This window comes from Nitrosomonas sp. (assembly GCF_040240425.1).
In the GTDB taxonomy this organism is placed as follows: Bacteria; Pseudomonadota; Gammaproteobacteria; order Burkholderiales; family Nitrosomonadaceae; genus Nitrosomonas.
On sequence record NZ_QPHG01000002.1, the window covers coordinates 45,352 to 67,009 of the forward strand.

Annotated in this window: 20 protein-coding genes and 1 tRNA gene; 11 read left to right on the forward strand and 10 right to left on the reverse strand. The window is 51.7% G+C overall.

The features are described from left to right. Positions 1–14: 14 nt before the first annotated feature. From DU481_RS00915 to lnt, 7 genes are all read right to left on the reverse strand, one after another. On the reverse strand, positions 15–494 hold the full coding sequence (locus DU481_RS00915; protein ID WP_292666621.1) for an FKBP-type peptidyl-prolyl cis-trans isomerase: 480 nt from the start codon (positions 492–494) through the stop codon (positions 15–17). Between the two features lie 137 nt (positions 495–631). Next, on the reverse strand, positions 632–1,324 hold the full coding sequence (locus DU481_RS00920) for a M48 family metallopeptidase (RefSeq protein WP_350131412.1): 693 nt from the start codon (positions 1,322–1,324) through the stop codon (positions 632–634). Position 1,325: 1 nt separating this feature from the next. Beyond that, complete coding sequence (locus tag DU481_RS00925) at positions 1,326–2,051, reverse strand: lysophospholipid acyltransferase family protein (protein WP_292666618.1); 726 nt, start codon at positions 2,049–2,051, stop codon at positions 1,326–1,328. A gap of 2 nt (positions 2,052–2,053) precedes the next feature. Further along, positions 2,054–2,593, reverse strand: coding sequence for a D-glycero-beta-D-manno-heptose 1,7-bisphosphate 7-phosphatase (gmhB, locus tag DU481_RS00930; RefSeq protein WP_350131414.1), 540 nt, complete (start codon positions 2,591–2,593; stop codon positions 2,054–2,056). 1 nt (position 2,594) lies between these two features. Continuing rightward, on the reverse strand, positions 2,595–4,757 hold the full coding sequence (gene glyS / locus DU481_RS00935) for a glycine--tRNA ligase subunit beta (protein WP_350131416.1): 2,163 nt from the start codon (positions 4,755–4,757) through the stop codon (positions 2,595–2,597). Beyond that, positions 4,754–5,704, reverse strand: a complete 951-nt coding sequence (gene glyQ, locus DU481_RS00940; protein ID WP_350131418.1) for a glycine--tRNA ligase subunit alpha — start codon at positions 5,702–5,704, stop codon at positions 4,754–4,756. Before glyQ ends, glyS begins: the two co-directional genes overlap by 4 nt. A gap of 45 nt (positions 5,705–5,749) precedes the next feature. Next, complete coding sequence (lnt, locus tag DU481_RS00945; protein WP_350131611.1) at positions 5,750–7,207, reverse strand: apolipoprotein N-acyltransferase; 1,458 nt, start codon at positions 7,205–7,207, stop codon at positions 5,750–5,752. A 429-nt stretch (positions 7,208–7,636) separates the two neighbouring features. Between lnt and DU481_RS00950 the strand changes: the two genes are divergently transcribed. The 11 genes from DU481_RS00950 to ychF all read left to right on the forward strand — a co-directional run bounded on the left by DU481_RS00950 (position 7,637) and on the right by ychF (position 16,668). Next, the gene (locus DU481_RS00950; RefSeq protein WP_350131420.1) at positions 7,637–9,373 is read left to right on the forward strand and encodes a tetratricopeptide repeat protein; all 1,737 of its coding nucleotides are present in this window, start codon (positions 7,637–7,639) and stop codon (positions 9,371–9,373) included. A 96-nt stretch (positions 9,374–9,469) separates the two neighbouring features. Further along, positions 9,470–10,240 (forward strand): septum site-determining protein MinC, encoded by a 771-nt coding sequence (minC, locus tag DU481_RS00955; RefSeq protein WP_350131421.1) that lies wholly within the window; start codon positions 9,470–9,472, stop codon positions 10,238–10,240. Between the two features lie 24 nt (positions 10,241–10,264). Next, positions 10,265–11,077 (forward strand): septum site-determining protein MinD, encoded by an 813-nt coding sequence (gene minD, locus DU481_RS00960; RefSeq protein ID WP_121166478.1) that lies wholly within the window; start codon positions 10,265–10,267, stop codon positions 11,075–11,077. After that, complete coding sequence (gene minE / locus DU481_RS00965) at positions 11,074–11,352, forward strand: cell division topological specificity factor MinE (protein WP_090315071.1); 279 nt, start codon at positions 11,074–11,076, stop codon at positions 11,350–11,352. Before minD ends, minE begins: the two co-directional genes overlap by 4 nt. A gap of 36 nt (positions 11,353–11,388) precedes the next feature. Beyond that, positions 11,389–12,063 (forward strand): lipoprotein insertase outer membrane protein LolB, encoded by a 675-nt coding sequence (gene lolB / locus DU481_RS00970; RefSeq protein ID WP_350131424.1) that lies wholly within the window; start codon positions 11,389–11,391, stop codon positions 12,061–12,063. A gap of 42 nt (positions 12,064–12,105) precedes the next feature. Continuing rightward, positions 12,106–12,945: a 4-(cytidine 5'-diphospho)-2-C-methyl-D-erythritol kinase gene (gene ispE / locus DU481_RS00975; protein ID WP_350131426.1), complete on the forward strand. Its 840-nt coding sequence runs from the start codon at positions 12,106–12,108 to the stop codon at positions 12,943–12,945. A gap of 6 nt (positions 12,946–12,951) precedes the next feature. Next, positions 12,952–13,026: transfer RNA gene (locus DU481_RS00980), tRNA-Gln, on the forward strand. A gap of 156 nt (positions 13,027–13,182) precedes the next feature. Continuing rightward, complete coding sequence (locus DU481_RS00985; protein ID WP_090315077.1) at positions 13,183–14,133, forward strand: ribose-phosphate pyrophosphokinase; 951 nt, start codon at positions 13,183–13,185, stop codon at positions 14,131–14,133. Between the two features lie 60 nt (positions 14,134–14,193). Further along, positions 14,194–14,814, forward strand: a complete 621-nt coding sequence (locus DU481_RS00990; RefSeq protein WP_350131428.1) for a 50S ribosomal protein L25/general stress protein Ctc — start codon at positions 14,194–14,196, stop codon at positions 14,812–14,814. A 136-nt stretch (positions 14,815–14,950) separates the two neighbouring features. Continuing rightward, positions 14,951–15,520, forward strand: coding sequence for an aminoacyl-tRNA hydrolase (pth, locus tag DU481_RS00995; protein WP_350131430.1), 570 nt, complete (start codon positions 14,951–14,953; stop codon positions 15,518–15,520). A gap of 56 nt (positions 15,521–15,576) precedes the next feature. After that, positions 15,577–16,668 (forward strand): redox-regulated ATPase YchF, encoded by a 1,092-nt coding sequence (ychF, locus tag DU481_RS01000; protein ID WP_350131432.1) that lies wholly within the window; start codon positions 15,577–15,579, stop codon positions 16,666–16,668. Positions 16,669–16,814: 146 nt separating this feature from the next. Here the strand turns inward: ychF and DU481_RS01005 are convergent, their stop codons facing one another. From DU481_RS01005 to DU481_RS01015, 3 genes are read right to left on the reverse strand one after another with little or no spacing between them, the layout of a single operon-like run. Continuing rightward, positions 16,815–18,794 (reverse strand): restriction endonuclease subunit S, encoded by a 1,980-nt coding sequence (locus DU481_RS01005; protein ID WP_350131434.1) that lies wholly within the window; start codon positions 18,792–18,794, stop codon positions 16,815–16,817. After that, the gene (locus DU481_RS01010) at positions 18,794–19,855 is read right to left on the reverse strand and encodes a PDDEXK nuclease domain-containing protein (RefSeq protein ID WP_350131436.1); all 1,062 of its coding nucleotides are present in this window, start codon (positions 19,853–19,855) and stop codon (positions 18,794–18,796) included. Before DU481_RS01010 ends, DU481_RS01005 begins: the two co-directional genes overlap by 1 nt. Beyond that, entirely contained in the window at positions 19,852–21,636 is a 1,785-nt protein-coding gene (locus tag DU481_RS01015; RefSeq protein ID WP_350131438.1) for a class I SAM-dependent DNA methyltransferase, read from the reverse strand. The genes DU481_RS01010 and DU481_RS01015 overlap by 4 nt, the downstream gene beginning before the upstream one ends. Positions 21,637–21,658: the final 22 nt, after the last annotated feature.

The window sequence follows — 21,658 nt, forward strand, 5'->3', positions numbered from 1 at the left end:
CAATTTTTGCTGCATTAATGCTCATGCCCATGCGCGCCGTGAACATGCTCGTGCGCGATTTCTTCCTCAGTGGCCGGACGTACATCCGTCACGGTGCAGGCAAAATTCAACCGCATCCCGGCAAATGGATGGTTACCGTCGACAATAACCGAGTCTTCCGTGACGTCAGTGACTTTGTAGAGAATAAAATCATCGGAATCTTCCGCACCACCTTCGAAGTGCATGCCGATTGACACATTATCGGGGAATGAATTGCGCGGTTCCACGCGGATTAATTCAGCGTCATACTCACCGAAAGTATCTTCCGGCTCCATCGAAACTGTGCAGGAATGACCAACCTCCTTTTCATGCAGCGCTTCTTCAACCAAGGGAAAAATACCGCCATAGCCACCGTGTAAATAACTGATCGGTGTATCTGTTTTTTCCAGAATTTTTCCCGAAGCGTCCGACAATTCATAGTTGAGTGAGACCACGGTATCTTTTAAAACGCGCATGTTATGTTTATCCTCGCTTTGGTAATTGCAAAATTAAAAAACTTCTAATAATCAATACGATTATTGGTTACTAAAACTTATATTGAATAGGTGCCCATTATACGCATAAAGCTATTTTTTTCCTGCAAAACAAAAGATCAACCATAGTTTTTGAGCGTTTTCCGGGCAACCTGATAATCGGGGTAAATCGTCTCAACCAGTCCCCAAAATGCCTTTGAATGATTCATTTCAATCAAATGCGCCAGTTCATGCACAACGACGTAGTCGATCAAATGTAACGGCAGTTGGATCAAGCGCCAGTTGAGCGTGACAAGACCACGGCTGTTGCAGCTGCCCCAGCGGGTTTTTGCGCGTGACAGGCGGAATGGTGGCGGGGGTACATTTAATGCCGGGGCATAGATTGCAATGCGTTCTTTGAAGCACGCAACCGCTTGCTGGCCGTACCAGGCCATGACGAATTGCTCGATTTGGCGGGGATTGAGTTGTGCTAGGGATTGTTTCGCTTCATTGCAGGCAATTTGCCGCGCCATGTCGATCTCGCCGGATGGTTTCAGTGCGATGCGCCATGGTTCGCCGAGCAACGGATAGGCCGCATCATGCGTCCACGCCAATGCGAGGCTTTTTTTGGCTTGCCATTGATCGAGCTTTTTCGTGATCCAACCGGCTTTTTCCCGCAGAACGGTATCGATGTGCGGGAGTGCGGTTTGCAGCGGCGCGCTAATGCGCAAACCGTGGTGATCAATTTGTAAACCGATCGATTTGCGCTGACAACGTTTGAGCGTGTAGGTAATTTCCCGGCCGTTGAGCGTCGTAGTGGCTTGCACGAACACGTTAGGGTTCTTGCAGGTTTTTCCGGCCGATGCGCAGCATTTCAGCCTCAATCCAGGCTTCCACTTGCGCGTTCAACTCCCCGGCTTCCATACCGGTGGGATCGATCGGCTGGCCGATGCTGACGGTGATGGTGCCGGGGTGTTTGACGAAAGAATTTCTCCCCCACAACTCACCGGCATTGTGCGCGACCGGGACCACCGGCACGTTGGTGTGCGTCGCCAGCCAGGCACCGCCGATGCGGTATTTGCCACGCTGACCCGGCGGGATGCGCGTGCCTTCGGGAAAGATCACGATCCAGAAGCCTTGTTGCAAACGGTCCTTGCCTTGCTCGACGATTTGCTCCAAGGCTTTCTTCCGCGCGCTGCGGTCGATCGCGATCGGACTGGTCATCGCCAAGCCCCAGCCGAAAAACGGAATGCGCAGCAATTCTTTTTTCAGCACCCACACCTGCGGCGGAAAAATTTCCTGGAAAGCCAGTGTTTCCCACGCCGATTGGTGTTTGGAGAGCACGATGCTCGGGGTTTTTGGGATATTTTCCGCGCCGATGATGCGATAGCGGATGCCGCACAAGTGCCACAACAGAAACAGCATGATGCGTGTCCAGCTCGAGGTCACGCGGTAGCGGTTATGCGGCGACAGTGGAAAACACGCCAGCGTAAAAATGGCATACGGCGGTGTGATGATGATTTGTAGCAGCATGTACAGCGCCGAACGGAAAATGGCCACTATTATTCTTCTCCAACCAACGCATCGGCCACGGCGGCGAGGTTGTCGAAAATCTGCGTATGCGCCGGAATTTCCTGAGCGGCGCGCGTTGTTTCTCCATTGCCGGTCAGCACCAGCACCGGTATTGCACTGACCGCTGCCGCCGCTTGCAAATCCTTCAACGAATCGCCGACTACCATGACATTTTTCAGATTGACGCCGTAACGCTGCATGATCTCATCGAACAACCCAGTCGCCGGTTTGCGGCAGGAGCACTTATCCGCGTTGGTATGCGGGCAGAAGAATATTGTATCGATGCGCCCGCCCGCGTGATTGACCGCTTTGTACATTTTGTCATTGATGGCGTTGTAAGTCGCCATATCGAGCAGCCCGCGCCCGATGCCCGATTGGTTAGTGGCGATCACCACGCGATACCCAGCATGCGTCAAGCGGGCAATCGCCTCCAGGCTGCCGGGTATCGCAATCCATTCATCCGGCGTTTTGATAAACGTACCGCTGCTCTGATTAATCACACCAGTTTGGTCGAGGATGATCAGTTTCATATTAGGCGGCCAGCTTGGAGAGATCGGCGATTTGATTCATCGTCTTACGCAGTTGCTTCAGCAAAGCAAGACGGTTGTTGCGCAATTTCTCATCGTCGACGTTCACCATGACGTGATCGAAAAAGGTATCGACCGGGGTTTTCAGCGTTGCCAGCAGTTGCAACGAAGCGGTGTAGTCACCGGTAGCAAAGGCTTTCTCGGTTTGCGGTTGAATGGCTTGCAACGCCTGATAAAGCGCCTGCTCGTCCGCCTCCTGCAATAAGCCGGTATCGACGCTATCGCTGCTATCGCCTTCGGATTTTTTGAGGATATTACCGACGCGCTTGTTGGCCGCCGCCAGACTGACTGCTTCTGGCAGTGCAGCAAACGCCCGTACGGCGGCGAGACGTTTCGGGATATCGCTTAAATGCTGAGGATTCAAACTGAGTACGGCATCGACTTCCTGCGGCGTGTATCCTTGGTCGCGTAAAGTACCAGAAAGCCGCTCGTAAATGAAGGTTATCAATTCCGAACATGATTCCTTACTAACAGCATGATTATCATATTTTGGCTTGCTATTAGAACCAGGAGCAGGAAGGAGACTAATTTCATTAATTTTATGAATAGCGTTATCAATCAGATCATCTAAATGAAGCTTTAAATCTTTTTCAATCAAAATGCGAATAACGCCCAACGCGTGACGCCGCAATGCAAATGGATCTTTGTCGCCGGTCGGAATTTCTCCAATGCTAAACATATTGATCAAGGTTTCCAGTTTGTCTGCCAGCGCTAGACAAACACCCACCGAGTTACGTGGCAATGCATCCCCGGCAAAACGCGGTTTGTAATGGTCTTCGATGGCAAACGCGACATCGTCGCTTAAACTTTCATGCTGCGCGTAATAGCGCCCCATGATGCCTTGCAGTTCCGGGAATTCACCCACCATATCTGTTAGTAGATCCACTTTTGCCAGCATAGCGGCTTTTTTAACATCATCAGCTAGTTCAACATTATCATGATCCAGGAGTTCTGCGATCTTTTCTGCAATCTCATAGACATAACGCATTCGCTGATCTTGTGTACCGAGTTTATTGTGATAAACCACCTTTTTCAATTCCGGCACACGAGAGAACAGCGTTCTTTTGCGGTCCTGATCGAAGAAAAACTTGGCATCGGCGAGGCGCGAGCGGACTACGCGTTCATTACCGGCGATGACTTGCGTGGGATCGGCGGGGCGGATGTTGGATACCAGCAGGAATTTGTTCGCCAGTTTTCCGTTGGCATCGAGCAGCGGGAAGTATTTCTGGTTCGCTTTCATCGTCAGAATCAGGCATTCCTGCGGTACTTGCAGGAATGCGGCGTCAAATTGGCCAACCAGCACGTTCGGATGTTCGACCAGCGCGGTGACTTCATCGAGTAGCGCGTCGTCATCGACCGGTGTCAGGTGCTCATGCGCCGCAGCGGTGGCGAGCTGGCGCGTGATTTCGGCGCGGCGCTCAGCGAAACTGGCAAGCACGGCACCCTCGGTTTGCAGTTGTTGCGCGTAGCTGTCGGCGTTGTGCAGCACGATGGGATTCACTTTTGCCTCAAAACGATGACCCTGCGTTTCGCGTCCGGCTTGCAGGCCAAGCACGCTGGCCGGTACGACGTCCGCGCCGTGCAATGTAGTCAGTGCGTGCGCGGGGCGCACAAAGTTGACGCTGCTCCAGCCATCCGCCAATTGATACGTCATCACCTTCGGGATCGGTAATCGTCCAATCGCTTCCTCTAATGCTTTTTGCAGTCCATCGGTCAGCGATGTGCCTTTGACGGTAATATCCAGAAACAGCGTTTCAGTCTTGCCATCCATTGCGCGCTGGAGTTGCGGCACGACCGAGGCATCCGCGCCGAGGCTGGCCAGTTTTTTCAATAATGGTGGCGTAGCCTGGCCTTGCGCGTCCAGGCCGACTTTGACCGGCATCAGTTTTTGCGTGACCGCTTGATCGGCGGCTTGCGTGGCAACATTGACGATATGCACCGCCAATCGTCTCGGGGTGGCATACGGCGTGATGGTTGCGTCGTGCGCGATCAAACCTTGCGCTTTCAAGCTGTCAGCCAGCAATTGCGCAAAACTGGCGCCTAGTTGTTTCAGCGATTTGGGCGGCAATTCCTCGACCAATAATTCAACCAGCAAATTCTTGCTCATGATGCGGATTCCTGCATGTCGGGCATTTGTGCGACCCATTTGGGCGGCGCCATCGGGAACGGCGGATTGAGGTTTTTACGGCTGTCGTAATAGGCTTTGGCGACTTGGCGCGACAGGTTGCGGATGCGGCCGATATACGCGGCACGCTCGGTCACTGAAATCGCGCCGCGCGCATCGAGCAGATTGAACGTATGCGCCGCTTTCAATACTTGTTCATAAGCCGGTAGCGCCAATTGCTGTTCGATGAGGTGATTGGCTTGCGCTTCGTGCTTGCTGAACGCCAGAAACAGAAATTCGGTATCGCTGTGCTCAAAGTTATATTTGGATTGCTCGACTTCGTTTTGATGGTACACGTCACGGTACGTCAAACCTTTGGTCCAGGTTAGATCGAACACGCTTTCCACACCCTGTAAATACATCGCCAGACGCTCCAGTCCGTAGGTGATTTCGCCGGTGATCGGTTTGCAATCGATGCCGCCGACTTGCTGGAAATAGGTGAATTGCGTGACTTCCATGCCATTGAGCCAGGTTTCCCAGCCCAATCCCCACGCGCCCAAGGTTGGATTCTCCCAATCGTCCTCGACCAGCCGCACGTCGTTTTGCGTCAGATCGAAACCGAGTTCGCGCAGCGATTCAAGATACAAATCCAGAATATTTTTCGGCGCCGGTTTCAGCACGACCTGAAACTGATAATAGTGCTGCAAGCGATTGGGGTTGTCGCCGTAACGGCCGTCTTTGGGACGGCGCGCCGGTTGCACATAAGCGGCTTTCCACGGCTCCGGGCCGATGGCGCGCAGAAAAGTGGCGGTATGACTGGTGCCCGCGCCCACTTCCATATCGTACGGCTGCAAAATCGCGCATCCCTGCTTGTTCCAATATTGCTGCAAGGTCAGGATAATTTCCTGGAAGGTCAGTGGCGGTTTTGGTTCTGGTGTTGGTGTTGGCATGAAGAATCGAGTTTTATCGCCATTAAAAGAAAAATTATGCGGATTTTACCGGGTTTTCCATGCCGCGCGAAAGGCAGATAGCAAACCAATGCACAATAACAACCCGGCCAGCCCCAGCACCGGGTAATTGCCCATGCGCACATACGGTGTCGCGCCGGTAAAGCCTTGCGCCAATCCATGCAGCGCCGCGGTGGTGAAAATTTCGATGGTTTGCAACACTCTGCCGCGCTCATCGATGATCGCGGTCACACCGGTATTCGTGGCGCGCAGCATGTAGCGCCCGGTTTCCAAGGCGCGCATTTGCGAAATCTGCAAATGCTGCTGGGGTCCGATCGAGCGCCCAAACCAAGCATCGTTGCTGACATTGACCAGCATCGTGGCTTGCGGCAATTGATAGATGATTTCCTCGCCAAATACATCCTCATAACAGATATTGATCGCCACCCGCTGCCCGGCTAAGTTCATCGGCTGCTGATCCAAACCGCCGCGCGAAAAATCGGACAGCGGAATTTGCAGTACTTGAATCACCCAGCCAAAAAGCGGCTTGAACGGAATATATTCGCCGAAGGGAACCAGGTGATGCTTGCGGTAACTTTGTTCCGGCGCGGTACCGAAGCTGAACATGGTGTTGTAATATTCTTTGCTCTCATGGCCAGTGCGCTCGGCCAGGCCGATCAACACGTCGCCGTTATTATTCCTGGCATGCTCGGCCAGATACGACAAATACAGTGGCGGCACGGCATCACTGAACAACGGAATGGAAATTTCTGGCGTCACGATCAAGCGGCTATCGCTTTCCACGATCAGCTTGGCGTATGTTTGCATGGTGCTTTCCAGGTGATCTTCACGCCACTTCATGTCTTGTGGAATATTACCTTGCAGTAAACTCACGCTAACCGGCTCTCCCTCCGGTTTAACCCAGTCGATCAACTGCAAGCCATACCCGCCGCACCATATCAGCAGTAAAGGCAATGCGTAACGCCATTTTTTAATCCCATGATCCAGCCAGAAAAAAAGCAAAGCCGCGCTGAATATCAGCAAAAACGAAATACCGTAAACACCGAAAACCGGTGCAAAACCTGCCAAGGGACTCAATGGCGCTTGCGAATAGCCCAGCGCCAGCCAGGGAAAACCAGTGAACAACGTGCCGCGCAACCATTCCGACAGCATCCATAAGGCCGCAGCCAGCGATGCCCAAAGAAAAGGCGAGGTCAGACGAGACCGGGTCAGAAGCCAAAAACCCAAAGCCGGAAACAGCGACAGGTAAGCGCAGAGTACGATCAATGCAACCACCGCGATGGGCATTGGCATTGCGCCAAAATCGTGCAAGCTGACGTAAATCCAGGTGACCCCGGCGCTAAACAGCCCCATGCCGAAACCGAACCCCAATGCGGCATTTTTCAGCGGGCTTTGGCTTTTGTGGCACAATCCCAGCAATACAGCCACGGTAATGACCGGCACCGGAAAAAGGTAGAAAGGCGCAAAACCGAGGACGGTCAGCATGCCCAGCAGAAAAACAATAATCAGTTGTAACAAAGGATTTTTCAATCGAGTCCAATTAGCGATGAAGATGGGAAAAACGGTCAGCCGCCGGAAATTACCGGATACCATAGAAACTGCACTGAACTTTCATATTTTAATGGTGTTCTCAGCATTTGCTTTATCATAAATTAACCCGTGACATCTTTGCGTACAATTTTAATCTTACTTTTCCGGGTGACATTCCATACGACTTATGCTAAATAATTATTTATTCACTTTATTGCCGGTATAAAAGTAGAATATGCGCACTGTTTTGCGTAACATCCGGTCTTGAATCCAGCGCACGGCTGCACAAAAAATGACTGAATGCTAAATGATTTAATGAATCCTGCGAATGCTGCACAGAAGTTGTACGTTTTATCTTATATTTGAAAATCAATCGGATTTCTCATGAAATTTAAAATTCTATGCGTGTTATTGCTGTCCGGACTTACTGCCTGCGCGCAGCTTCCTTCCAATAAGGAGGCAGAAAAAACAGGGGAATCCACCGATCCGGAAGAAGTCAGTCAGCTGAATTTACCCAAGCAGGAGTTGACTGCGCCCATTCTGTTTGATTTTTTAGTCGGTGAAACCGCATTGCAGCGAGGTAGCTTGGATATTGCGGTCAACCGCTATGTTAAGCTGGCCAAAACGACGCGCGATCCCCGTATCGCCAAACGTGCAACGGAAATTTCCCTGCATGCCGGCAATCCCTTTGCGGCCGAACAAGCAGCCACTCTGTGGGTTGGACTCGAGCCTGATTCCGTCGATGCGCGCCAAACCATCGCTGCACTGCTGGTCAATCTTGGCAAGCTGGATGCCGCGCGGCCCCATCTCGAAAAACTGCTGGCTACGGAAAAAGAAGGCGTCGACAATGCCTTCATGCAACTCAACCAATTGTTGTCACGCAATCCGGACAAAACCGCGACATTGCAATTGATACAACAGCTTTCGCAACCGTATAAGGATGTTCCGGAAGTCCATTTCGCCATTTCCCAGGCAGCATGGTTTGCCAATCAGCATCAGCTGGCATTGGATGAGATGCAGCGCGCGCTGGCTTTGCGCCCCGAATGGGAAATCGCCGCCGTTCATAATGGCAGAATATTGCAACGCGTTTCCGCTGCTGATGCGAGCGAATTCTACCGCGGCTATCTCGAAAAATATCCGGCATCCAATGAAGTCAGGGTGGCTTATACCCGGGTATTGATCGGTGCAAACGAGATTGATCAGGCACGCGAGCAAGTGCAATGGTTATTGGATAAAAATCCCGAAGACGCCGAAATCACCCTGGCAGCCGGATTATTGGCCACGGAGATGGGTGATTTTGATGTTACGGAAGCCAGTTTCAAAAAGGCACTGACTCTGGGATACAAAGATACCAATGCAGTGTACTTCCACTTGGCGCAGATTTATGAGGAAACCAATCGCCCCGATTTAGCCATGGAAGCATATCAGCAGGTAAAAAGCGGGGGGCGTTATTTACCGGCGCAAATCCGTTACGCGGATTTATTGGCATTAAAAGGTCATTTGCAGGAAGCGCGCGCGCACCTGCAAAAACTACCTGCCGCCAATGATCAGCAGGCTGCGCATTTGATATTGGCGGAAGCGCAGATTCTGCGGCGTTCCAAGGCCCATCAGGAAGTCTACAATTTGCTCGATGCAGGATTAAAGAAACTGCCGGATTATCCCGAGCTGCTTTATGACCGCGCCTTAGCAGCCGACAAGTTGGGTAAATTTAAAATCCTGGAGCAGGATTTGCGCAAACTGATCAAGCTAAAACCGGAAAATGCGCATGCCTATAATGCCTTGGGTTACAGCTTCGCTGAGCGCGGTATGCATTTACCGGAAGCGTTGAAATTGATCAGGAAAGCCGTTGAGCTTTCTCCGGAGGATCCCTATATTATGGACAGCTTGGGTTGGGTATACTACCGCATGGGAAATTTCGTGGAAGGATTGAATTTCTTGAATTTGGCATTCGCCGCCCGCCCGGATGCTGAAATTGCGGCGCACTTGGGTGAGGTGCTTTGGGTACAAGGCGCTAAAGACGATGCCAAAAATATATGGCGTACTGCCTTGGAAAAAGATCCGGATAACGAAGTCCTGCTGGAAACATTGCAACGGTTAACAAAAAAGAGAGCGATTGATTAAATCGGTTTCATGGACGTAACCGGTGCCTTTTCAAACATCATTAAACAGTGCTATTGATCCTGCGATGAATCTCTGTGAGCCTGTCAAACAATTAAAATGCTAAACACCACTCCAGCACTGGAATTCAAAAGCAGCACTTTTTTCGCGCCCATCTTGATTCTTTACACCAACGATCTGGCTGCAATCGAACAGACACTGCATGAAAAAATCAACCTGGCGCCGGAATTCTTCAAAGATTCTCCGCTGATTATCGATTTACGCGAATTAAACAAGCAAAATCAGGATCTGGATTTCACGCAGATCATCCAGCTGTTACGCAGAGTCAGTTTTTTTCCGGTCGGTATCCGCGGCGGTAATGAGAGCCAGAATAAACAGGCGCGCGCTTTATTCATTCCAATCGATACGGTGCGCGAGCAAGGCAGTTCCATCATCATTGGGGAATCGCAGAAACAGGAAGCGGCTCAACAGCCTGCCGCGCAACCTGAAACAGTGACGGTTAAAGAGCCATCCATCCGGCCTGTTCCGATTCCGCCGGTGGCCGCAACGGCAACCTTAGTGACGCAACCGATCCGCTCTGGGCAACGGATTTACGCAGCCGGCGATTTGATCATTTTGTCGCAGGTTAGCGCTGGCGCCGAAATTATGGCCGAAGGCAATATACACGTCTATAATACGTTAAGAGGGCGTGCTTTGGCAGGCGTGCATGGCAATACAGCTGCCCGGATATTTTGTTTCGATTTACAGGCAGAACTTATTTCCATCGCGGGCGATTATAAAACCAGCGAGGATTTGAATAAGCAGGCATACAATCATCCCGTGCAGATCTATTTGCAGAATCATGCGTTGATCATTAAAGAGATTGCTTAAGACCAAACAGCAAAGGAGGCTCAATTGGCAAGAATTATAGTCGTGACATCAGGCAAGGGCGGCGTTGGTAAAACAACCACAAGCGCAGCGATCGCCATGGGGCTGGCGAAAAAAGGGCATAAAACAGCGGTCATCGATTTTGATGTGGGTCTGCGGAACCTGGATTTGATTCTCGGCTGTGAACGCCGGGTTGTTTATGATTTTATCAATGTGATCAATGGCGAAGCCAGTCTTAATCAAGCGCTCATCCGCGATAAGAACTGCAATCTGCTGTATATCCTGCCGGCATCGCAAACACGCGACAAAGACGCGCTGACGCAGGAAGGCGTGGGCAAAGTTTTAGACGAATTATCCAAGGATTTTGAGTATATTGTGTGCGATTCTCCCGCCGGTATTGAGAAAGGCGCCAATCTGGCGCTTTATTTTGCCGACGATGCATTTGTCGTTACCAACCCGGAAATTTCTTCCGTCCGCGATTCGGATCGCATGCTGGGGATTCTGTCCAGTAAATCACGCCGGGCCGAAAGAAATGAAGACCCCATTAAAGAGTATTTATTACTGACCCGGTATGATGCCGACCGGGTTAAGCTGGGTGAGATGTTGAGTCTGGAGGATGTGCAGGAAATCCTGTCGCTGGAATTATTGGGCATTATTCCCGAATCGAAATCGGTTCTATCTGCATCAAATGCAGGTATGCCGGTCATTCTCGATGAGAAGAGTGAAGCCGGTCAGGCATACGCCGATGTCGTTGCGCGTTACTTGGGAGAAAAGCTGCCGCATCGGTTTATCGATGGTAAACAAGGGTTTCTCAGAAGGCTATTCGGAGGAAGAAAATGAGTTTACTGGACTATTTCAGATCATCCAAACCCAAAACCGCTTCGCTGGCGAAAGAACGATTGCAGATTCTGGTTGCGCATGAGCGCAGCTACCGTAATCAACCTTCGTATCTGCCACAATTGCAGAAAGAGCTGTTAGAGGTTATCCGGAAGTACGTAAACGTTGATCAGGATGCGATATCGGTTAACTTTGAACAAGACGAGAATCAGGAAACACTGGAACTCAATATCGTATTGCCTGATTTTCAGCAAACGAACAAGACGATCAATAGTTAACGAAGCACACTCCATAATCCGTTGGTAATTGCGCAATTGATATCTGCCTGTTTTTATATTGAATTACCAGCAAACAAGTTCAGAATTCAACCATGGAAAATTATTCTGGGAATTCTGTCCGGTTGTATTTTTCCGTTATTTTCCGGCTGCCAGCTATTACCCGTTCAAACGCAACCCGAAGCGGCCGTCACGACCATCCAAACAGAGCCTGTTGCGGGTGCGCATAACGCGGTTGCCCCTGATTTCAACATCTTGGGCAGAATAGCGATTCAAGACGAGAATCAAAGTTTTTCCGGCAGTTTCCGCTGGCAGCATCTGGCCGCCAGTGATGAAATTTTGCTATTTACACCGTTAGGTCAAGCGGTTGCGGAAATTTCCAAAGATCACGAAGGCGTGCGGCTGATCACCTCTAAATTGGAAGCTTTTTATGCCAACGACGTGGAAAGTTTGACGGAAGAAATTCTCGGCTGGCGCCTGCCGCTCAATGGGCTGCAATTCTGGATACAGGGTATACATTCGCCCGCAAACGCGTCGCAAAAGGATTTCGATAATAAAAATCAGATTATCGCGATCCGGCAAGATGGCTGGCACATTCATTATCAGGGCTTCACGGCGGCACAACCCAACGCCGCAGCGCTTCCCCGGGTACTGAATTTAGTCTATCAGAAGCTGAAAATCCGCCTGGTTGTGGATGATTGGAAAGTTGAATAACCGTTACTGCCGTTAAAGCATAAGCGCTCGATCCTTATTTCTATGTTCACATTCCCCGCTCCTGCCAAGCTGAATCTTTTTTTACATGTCGTTGGCCGCAGACAAGATGGTTATCATTTGCTGCAAACGGTTTTCCGGTTTCTCGATTTTTCCGATCAACTCAGTTTTGCAGTACGCCCGGATGGTATCGTCAGGTTGCATAATCCGATTGCCGGTGTGCCGGAAGAAAAAGATTTGTGCGTCCGTGCCGCCAAACTGCTGCAACAGAAAACCGGGGCCACGCAGGGTGTGGATATCTTTATGCAAAAACAAATTCCGATGGGCGGCGGTCTGGGCGGCGGGAGTTCTGATGCTGCCACCACATTGCTGGCACTGAATCACTTGTGGAAAGTGAATTTAAATCCAGAGCAATTGCTCGAATTAGGGCTTCAACTGGGTGCCGATGTGCCGGTATTTATTTTTGGACAAAATGCTTTCGCTGAAGGAGTTGGTGAAAAACTCGCCGCTATTGAACTGCCACCCGCTTGGTACCTGGTTCTAGTACCACCGGTGCAAGTATCGACCGCAGAGATTTTTACCAGTAAGGAATTGACACGCAACACGATACCCATCACAATACCGCCCTTTTCTGTCTGGCAAGGGCATAACGATTTAGAATTAGTCGTTTGCCGGGCGTATCCTGAAGTGGCAAGATGCTTGGAGTGGCTAAAGCGGCTAGAAAATACTACAATAGCGGCGATGAGCGGTTCAGGCGCGTGTGTATTTGCAGAATTTGCCACAGAACGGGCCGCGCGAGCTGCTTTTGAACAGATTCCAGATGATATGAAAGGGTTTGTCGCAAAAGGATTGGATTGCCATCCGATGCACAAAACCCTGAATTGAAGATTTTGGGGAGTCGCCAAGTGGTAAGGCACCGGATTTTGATTCCGGCATTCGTAGGTTCGATCCCTACCTCCCCAGCCAGTATCTTGGCATGGCAGTAACTCCGGAGAGGAGACTTTCATTCATTCCGATTGAGAATGGATGCGGAATTAAACAAAACTGTGATCATCACAGCTGCTTATTTAACCAGAGAAACCTGTACTCCCTTACCCAGGCTAGCTAGCGCAAAGAAATATCATGGCTTATGACAGTTTGATGGTCTTTACCGGAACTGCGAATCCCAAATTGGCGGAGGATGCCGTGAAGCATCTCAATATCCATCTGGGGCGCGCTACTGTCGGACGCTTCAGCGACGGTGAAGTCATGGTGGAAATTCTCGAGAATGTGCGCGGTAAGGATGTGTTTGTATTGCAATCCACATGTGCGCCTACCAATGACAGCTTGATGGAGATAATGGTCATGGTGGATGCGTTGAAACGCGCATCAGCCAGCCGTATTACCGCTGCAATCCCCTATTTCGGTTATGCCCGTCAGGATAGACGGCCGCGCTCGGCGCGCGTTCCGATTACCGCCAAAGTGGTCGCCAATATGCTGAGCACCGTGGGTATTGACCGGCTGCTCACGATGGATTTGCATTCGGATCAAATCCAAGGTTTTTTCGATATGCCGGTTGATAATATATATGGCATGCCCATTTTGCTCGGCGATATCTGGAAACATAATTACCAGAATCTAATCGTGGTATCCCCGGATGTCGGCGGCGTAGTCCGCGCCCGCCATCTGGCAAAGCGCTTGGAATGCGATCTGGCCATCATCGACAAACGCCGCCCCAAACCCAATGAAGCAAAAGTCATGAACATCATCGGTGAAGTCAAAGACCGCACTTGTGTGATTATTGATGACATGGTGGATACCGCCAATACGCTGTGTCAGGCAGCCAATGCATTAAAAGAGCACGGCGCGAAAGCCGTGATAGCGTATTCCACGCACGCGGTATTATCCGGTAATGCGGTGGAACGCATCCAGAACTCGGCGTTGGATAAGCTGGTGGTGACGGATACCATCCCATTGCGCGAGGACGCGCAGGCGTGCGATCGCATTTGTCAGTTGAGCATCGCCAATCTGCTGGCGGAAACCATGTTGCGTATTAGCAATGAAAGCTCTTTAAGCTCATTATTCATGGAATAGATTAAGTTTTTTTAACCGGTTTGTTTGGTCGCGAGCAAACCATCTTTATGGAGTATCACAATGAAAATAGAAATCAGCGCTGATAAGCGCACGTTGCAGGGAAAGGGTGCGAGCCGCCGCCTGCGTGGTTCCGGTAAAGTTCCGGCAGTCATTTATGGTGGTGATCAAGAAGCCCAATCGATTGAGATGGATCACAACGATCTGTATCACAAACTCAAGCTGGAAGCTTTTCACGCTTCCGTGTTGACGTTAGCTGTCGCAGGGAAAAAAGAGCCCGTACTGCTGCGCGACATTCAAATGCATCCTTACAAACAGCAAGTGCTGCATGTGGATTTTCAACGCGTCGACAAGGACAAGAAAATACACATGAAAGTGCCGTTGCACTTTATCAATGCTGAAGTTGCACCGGGTGTAAAAACCTCCGGCGGTATCGTTTCTCATATCCTGACGGAAGTGGACATCAGCTGTCTGCCCGATGATCTGCCTGAATTTATTTCAGTCGATCTGGCCGAACTCACTGCCGGACACACACTGCATTTGAGCGACTTGGTCATGCCTAAAGGCGTAGAAACCGTGGCACTGAGCAAAGGTGAAAATCTGCCGGTAGCCACAATCGTCATTCCACGCTCGGTATTGTCTGAAGAAGCCGGTGCCGAGGGATCGGGCGCTGAGAAAAAGTAAGCTGAGTGATAAAGCACTGAGCTGTTCTGGAAATTGGACAAATCTGCCGGGGTTGCAATATACACCGGCAGATTTTTCGTTTCTGGGGATGCTCTCAGTAACCCGATAAATTCTCACTGAAGCCTGACATCATTTCATGAAACTTGTCGTCGGATTGGGTAATCCCGGCAGAGAGTATGCCGGTACGCGCCATAATGCCGGTTTTGAGTGGGTTGACCGGTTAGCGCATACGTTGCACGCCACGCTAAGACCGGAAGCCCGGTTTCATGGATCGTGTGCGCAGGTGCGGGAGAGAGATACCGACTTGTGGCTGCTGGAACCGCAAACCTTTATGAATCGAAGCGGCCAATCGGTCGCTGCATTGTGCCAGTTTTATAAAATCCTGCCGGATGAAATCATCGTGGTGCACGATGAATTGGATTTACTCCCAGGCATCGCCAAACTAAAAAAAGGCGGTGGTTTGGGCGGGCATAACGGCCTCAAGGATATCGCCGCAAAATTGGGCACGCAGGATTTCTGGCGGCTGCGCATTGGCATCGGTCATCCCGGCGACCGCAATGCCGTGGCCAGTTATGTGTTGCATCTGCCGAGAAAAGAAGAAGCGCCGCTGATTGATGAAGCCATTCAAAAAAGCCTGGAAGTCTGGCCGCTCATCGCGCAAGGCGCGTGCGAGGCGGCCATGCTGAAACTGCACACGAAAGCATAAATTCCAGCAATAATTCATAACATTGTTATTTAACCCTTTTTAATGAGAAACCGGTCATGAGTCTGAAATGTGGAATCGTGGGTCTACCCAATGTCGGCAAATCCACCTTGTTTAATGCCTTGACCAAAGCAGGCATCGCGGCGGAAAACTATCCTTTTTGCACTATCGATCCGAATGTCGGCATTGTCGAAGTACCTGATCCGCGCCTGCAAAAACTCAGCGGCATCGTCAAACCGCAAAAAATACAACCGGCCATCGTCGAATTCGTCGATATCGCCGGGCTGGTCGCGGGCGCATCCAAAGGCGAAGGATTAGGCAACAAATTCCTCGCCAACATCCGCGAGACCGACGGCATCGTCAACATGGTGCGCTGCTTCAACGATGACAACGTCGTGCACGTCGCCGGTAAAGTCGATCCGATCTCCGATATCGAAGTCATTCAAACTGAATTGTCCTTGGCCGATCTCGCCACAGTCGAAAAAACATTGCTGCGCGAATCCAAGGTCGCCAAATCCGGCAACAAGGATGCGATCAAGTTATGTGCCCTGCTGGAGCAAGTTCAAGCGCATCTTGACCAAGGCAAACCCGCCAGAACAATGGACTTGGATAAAGAGCAAAAACTCTTATTGCAGCCGCTGTGCTTACTGACCGCCAAACCCGCGATCTACGTCGCCAATGTCGACGACCACGGTTTTGAAAACAACCCGCTGCTGACCCGCGTGCAAGAATATGCCGCCCAGGAAGGCGCGCCGGTCGTCGCCATCTGCGCGGCACTCGAAGCTGAAATCGCGGAATTGTCCGATGAAGATAAGAAAATCTTCTTAGCCGACCTGAACCTGGAAGAACCTGGCCTTAACCGCCTGGTGCGCGCGGGCTATGAACTGCTCGGACTGCAAACGTACTTCACCGCCGGTGTCAAAGAAGTCCGCGCCTGGACCATCCACAAAGGCGACACCGCGCCGCAAGCTGCCGGTGTCATCCATACTGACTTCGAGAAAGGCTTCATCCGCGCCGAAGTCATCAGCTACGACGACTTCATCGCCTACAACGGCGAACAAGGCGCCAAGGAAGCCGGAAAAATGCGCCTTGAAGGCAAGGAATACATCGTCAAGGATGGTGACGTGATGCACTTCCGGTTTAATGTTTAAGTTTCCTGATTGAACATGTCGCAAAAACCTAAAATTTGCGACATGTTCGATTGACCTGTCGCTGTGGGCGACATAAAAAACTTATTGACGCTATTAGATTCAGAATCTGATTGAAAAAACATCGCGGGACGCGAAAAGCTGTTTATTCATAACAAGTTGAGCACTTCGGCGGGCGCGGGCTCCAGAATCCAGCCGTGGGCCACTTCGGTTTTCAGCTGCGCGTAGAAGGCATCGATTTCACCGCCGAAGCGCTGCCATAAATCCTTGGCGCTCATTTCGCCGTTGTGACGGGCCAGGATGGTGGCCAGCGGGGCTTGGGCCTTGATGTCGGGTGCAGTACCCAAATGCAGTGGAGCAATCAATTCGGTTTGTGGAGCTTTCATGGGTTCCTCTTGTTGTTCGATGGCGACACCGGTGAGGCTAGCTATAGAGGTGGTTGCTAAACGCTCAGCAACGATGTTTGCATGCCGCAATTGGCTTTCGAGTACGTCACAGAAGCGCATTAACTCCGTTACTCGGCCCACTATTCGCCGTTGTTCTGCAAGTGGCGGCAAAGGGATCTCGAATTGCTCAAGAACCTTCTTACTCAAGCCCTCTCGAGCCATTCCGACTTGCCTGTTCCAAATCATTGCTTGCGTGTATGGGGACAAGATACAAAGGTGCAGATACTCTCTAACTTCAGGATCAGTTAGACGGATGATCGTGACGTGTTGGCTTACGTTTGCTTCACCAAAGTCGGATGGCACCAGTGCACAACGTCCAAGTGATGCGCCCGTGATGTTTAGCAAAATATCGTTGCCAAGCACCGTCGTCCCCGACATTCTTTCGTGCTCTTCAGCCGTTATGCAGGCGACGTCGTCCATGCGTAATCCATCGTTCCATATGTTTTGAGAACGCAGAAATGGAATCCCTACTTTGATGTATACCTCTCTTCCGCCTCTGGGGGTACTGCCAGAGCCAATCTTGTTTGTAATCTGAGCAAGTCTGACAAAGGCCCATCCTTTAGGGAGCGGAAACGGATATTCCTCTTCAGAAACATCGGCCAATGCAATTTGCTTAGCTATGAGCTTTTGTTTGGCTAACCCAGCCTTCTTAGCTGCGATGTCTGACAACCATTTCGCAATAGGCTCATCAGCGTCTAATTGATGAACCAATAAGCCGTGAATGGCCAAGTCCAATATCAAATTTCTCAGTTGTGTCACATCCTCCGGCGCATGAAACAGCTCTCTGAAGTTATCGGCTAGGCGTGTCCAGGTAGTTTGCAGTTCGTGAGGGCTTTGGCTGCTTGCGACGGCTTGCAGGGTGGACTGGCGCAGGTTGTTTTGCAGTTTGAGGCGGATTTGCTGTTGCTTTTCTAGCGTGTCGCACAAGGCCATCAGCTCATCGACTTTGGCGACGATGCGGGATTGTTCGGCGGACGGTGGTAGTGGCAAAGCACGGGTAGCAAAGTATTCCGTTGGCAATCGCTTCTGGCCCGCAGTGCCGGTCATGTTTTTTTCACCTTCAACAGCGAAAAATGGCGACCTTAAAAATAGATAGATGTAACCCGGCAATATGCCCGTATGGATCGGTCGGAATACATGCAGCTCGGTCGTGCCCGCGCCAATAGCATGCTCCAATCCATCAATAACAGCGGCTTTGCCGTTCTCAAAACATGGCGTGATCTTGGCAACAACGACATCGCCGTTTCTAAAGTGGGTGAACCCCTTCTTTATTTTTCCCCACTTCTTCGCCTCTGGTGCCAGTGCTCCCGTGTGGACGTCTGAGAAACCGCTCATTGGAATAAACGACGCAGCGGCTTCGTCTGGCGCGTCGTTTCTCGGACTAATTTCGCCAAGATCAAGAAGGCGTGTCCAACACCATGAGGCAGGTAGCTCTATGGCTGACGGAATATCAATCGCTTCAGCCTCCAACTTTGGCAGGCGCTTGTACGCTCTTTCGCGAATTAACCGATCCCTTAATATTGCGATGTCGGCCAGTAACTCACGTGCATCACCATCAGTATCGCGTTGAGGTGTCAATGTTCCTGTAATGGCCAGCTGGTACACCATTTCGCGCAGCTTGCCCACACCCCCCGGCGCATTCGCAATATGCCCAAACGCTGCCAAGAACTGCTGTGCATCCATCAGCCTTGTTCCCCGCTGCGGTTTTCCAGCCGCTGGCGCGACCGTTCGATGGCGTCGTGGAGTTTTTGCTGCAACACAGCCTTGGGTGGCAGTTCGGTGAGGTATTCGGCGACATGGATGCCGCTGGCGTCGAGTTCCAGCAGTTCGATCTGTTCCTGCTTTTTGCCGCTGCACAGGATGATGCCGAGCGGCGGGGCTTCGCCGGACTCCTGTTCGTGTTTGGCGAGCCAGCGCAGGTAGAGCTCCATCTGGCCTTTGTCGGCGGCTTTGAAGTCGCCAAGTTTAAGGTCGATGGCGACCAGGCGCTTGAGGCGGCGGTTGTAAAACAGCAGGTCGATGTAGAAGTCGTCGTTGTCGATCTGGATGCGTTTTTGGCGGGCGACGAAGGTGAAGCCTGCGCCCAGTTCGAGCAGGAAGTTTTCCAGCTCGCGCAGAATGGCGTCTTCGAGATCTTTTTCCAGATAGCGGTCTTGCAGGCCGAGGAAGTCGAGCACGTAAGGGTCTTTGAGCAGCAACGCTGGGCTCAGTTCGCCCTGTTCGCGCAAGGCGGTCAGTTCCCAGGCCAGTAGTTCATCGGGCTGGCGCGACAGCGCAGTGCGTTCGAACAGCATCGTCTCCTTGCGCTCGCGCAGCTGCCGCACGCTCCAGCGCTCTTGCGCGCACATCTGGGTGTAGAAGTCGCGGGCCAGCGGGTCCTTGAGGTAGATGAGCTCCAGAAAGTGGCTCCAGGCCAATTGTCTCGACAGTGTCGAGACAATCTGCATGTCGGGAAAAGCTTCGGCAAAGCGCAGCATGTGGCGCAGGTTTTTGGCGGAGAAGCCGCGCCCATAGTCGCTCTCCAATTGTCTCGCCAGTGCGGAGACAATCTGCTCGCCATAAGCGGCCCGTTCGCTTTGTAGCACTTCATTGCGAATACGCTGGCCGATATGCCAGTAGAGCAGCGTCAGTGCGCTGTTGACGGCAGTGGCAAGCTGCTGGCGGCTTTGCGCGATGAGACTGCGAATATCACCCAGCAGTTGCTGATCGGCGGGCGTTGGCGAAGCGGCAGGTAGCTTGCTCATTTGGGCACCGCTTCTGCGCTGAAGTGATGCGCCAGCGCGGCAGCCAGTTCGCTCTTGAGCTGGTTTTCGGTTTCTTCGATTTCGCCCAGCAGCTTCTTGTATTTTTCCAGCAATACATCCGGGTCGTGCGTTTCTTCTTCGGGTGCGTTGGGGTTTTTGATGTCGAGATTGAAGATCGGCCAGTAGATGCGGTCGCCTGCGGCCTGCGCATCTCGGGCTTGCAGGCGCAGCGGTTCGGCCTGGGCGCGCAGTGCGGCAATCTGGGCGTCGATCTTTTCGCGGTAGGTCGCGTCGGTGTTGCCAATCAGGCTTTTGCGCAGATTGCTGGCCTCAGCTTCGATCGCAGCGGCTTGGTTGTTCAGGTCTTCCGCGCGCTGCCAATGCGGGTGTGCAAGGATTTCCGCCTGTTCGCGTTTGGTTTTAAAGTCTACCTTCCAGGCGAATTCGGTTTCCACGCGATCGGCGAAGTCGTTGGCCTCATCGCCCCACCACTCCTGTTCAGGTTTGAACTCTTCCAGCCGGATCGGCTTGGTCTTGGAGTAGCTTTTGTAACCTTGTGGGTAGGGGTGCTCGTAAAACCAGATGGTGTCGGTGTGAAAGTGTTCGGTGCCGTCATCCACCGTGGCGCCCTTGGTGAAGAACAGCAGGTTAGTTTTGATGGTGGTGTACGGCGCGAACACGCCCTTGGGCAGGCGGATGATGGTGTGCAGCTTGCAGTCGCGCAACAGCAGTTTTTTCAGCGTGCCCTTGATGCCGTCGCCAAACAAGAAACCATCGGGCAGCACCACAGCGGCGCGGCCGTTTTCCTTCAATAGCTTCTTGATGATGAGGGCCATGAACATGTCGGCGGTTTCACGAGTACGCAGGTCGGCCGGGTAGTCGCTGCCAACACCGTCATCTTCATAACCGCCAAACGGGGGATTAGTGATGACACAGTCAACCTTGTCATGGGCGCTCCATTCGTTCCAGCCGATGCCCAGCGTGTTTTTGTGCTCGATCTGACTCGGTACGTCGATGCCGTGCAGCAGCATGTTAGTGGTGCACAACAGGTGCGGTAGCTGCTTTTTTTCAATGCCGTGGATCAGCGATTCGATGGCACGTTGGTCTTCGGCGCTGGATTGGGTAGTAATCTGGAGGCGCAAGTGGTCGATCGCGGCGGCGAGAAAGCCACCTGTACCACAGGCCGGATCCATCACGGTTTCGCGCTTGCCCAGACGCGGATTGATGCGGTCAACCATGAAAGCGGTGATAGCGCGTGGGGTATAGAACTCGCCCGCATTGCCAGCGCTGCGCAGGTCGTTGAGCATTTGCTCGTACACGTCGCCCAGACTGGCGCGGGTTTTAAAATCGTGGAAGTTGATGGCATCTTCCAGTTTCTCGATCACGGCCAGCATCTGCGGGCCGGATTTCATGTAGTTGTTGGCGTCTTCAAACACGCTTTTGACAACCTTGTGCTGTGGGCTCACGCTGGCATCTATTTTTTCTTTCAGCGCCGGGAACAGTTCGTTATTGACAAAAGAAATCAAGTCACTGGCGGCAATCTGGGGTTTCTTCTTGCCTTCAGCATCGGCCTTGTAGGCGGCCCAATTGCGCCAGCGAAAGCGCTCGGGCAGAGGCGATTTATATTTTGCGTTGTCGTCTTCCCACTCTTCTTCGCGTTGGTCAAATACCTTCAGAAAAAGCATCCAGGTGAGCTGACCCAGGCGCTGAGCGTCGCCATCGACGCCGTCGTCCTTACGCATGATGTCTTGGATGGATTTGATGGTGCTGTTGAGATTCATCGAGTAGTTCTTTGGTCGCTTT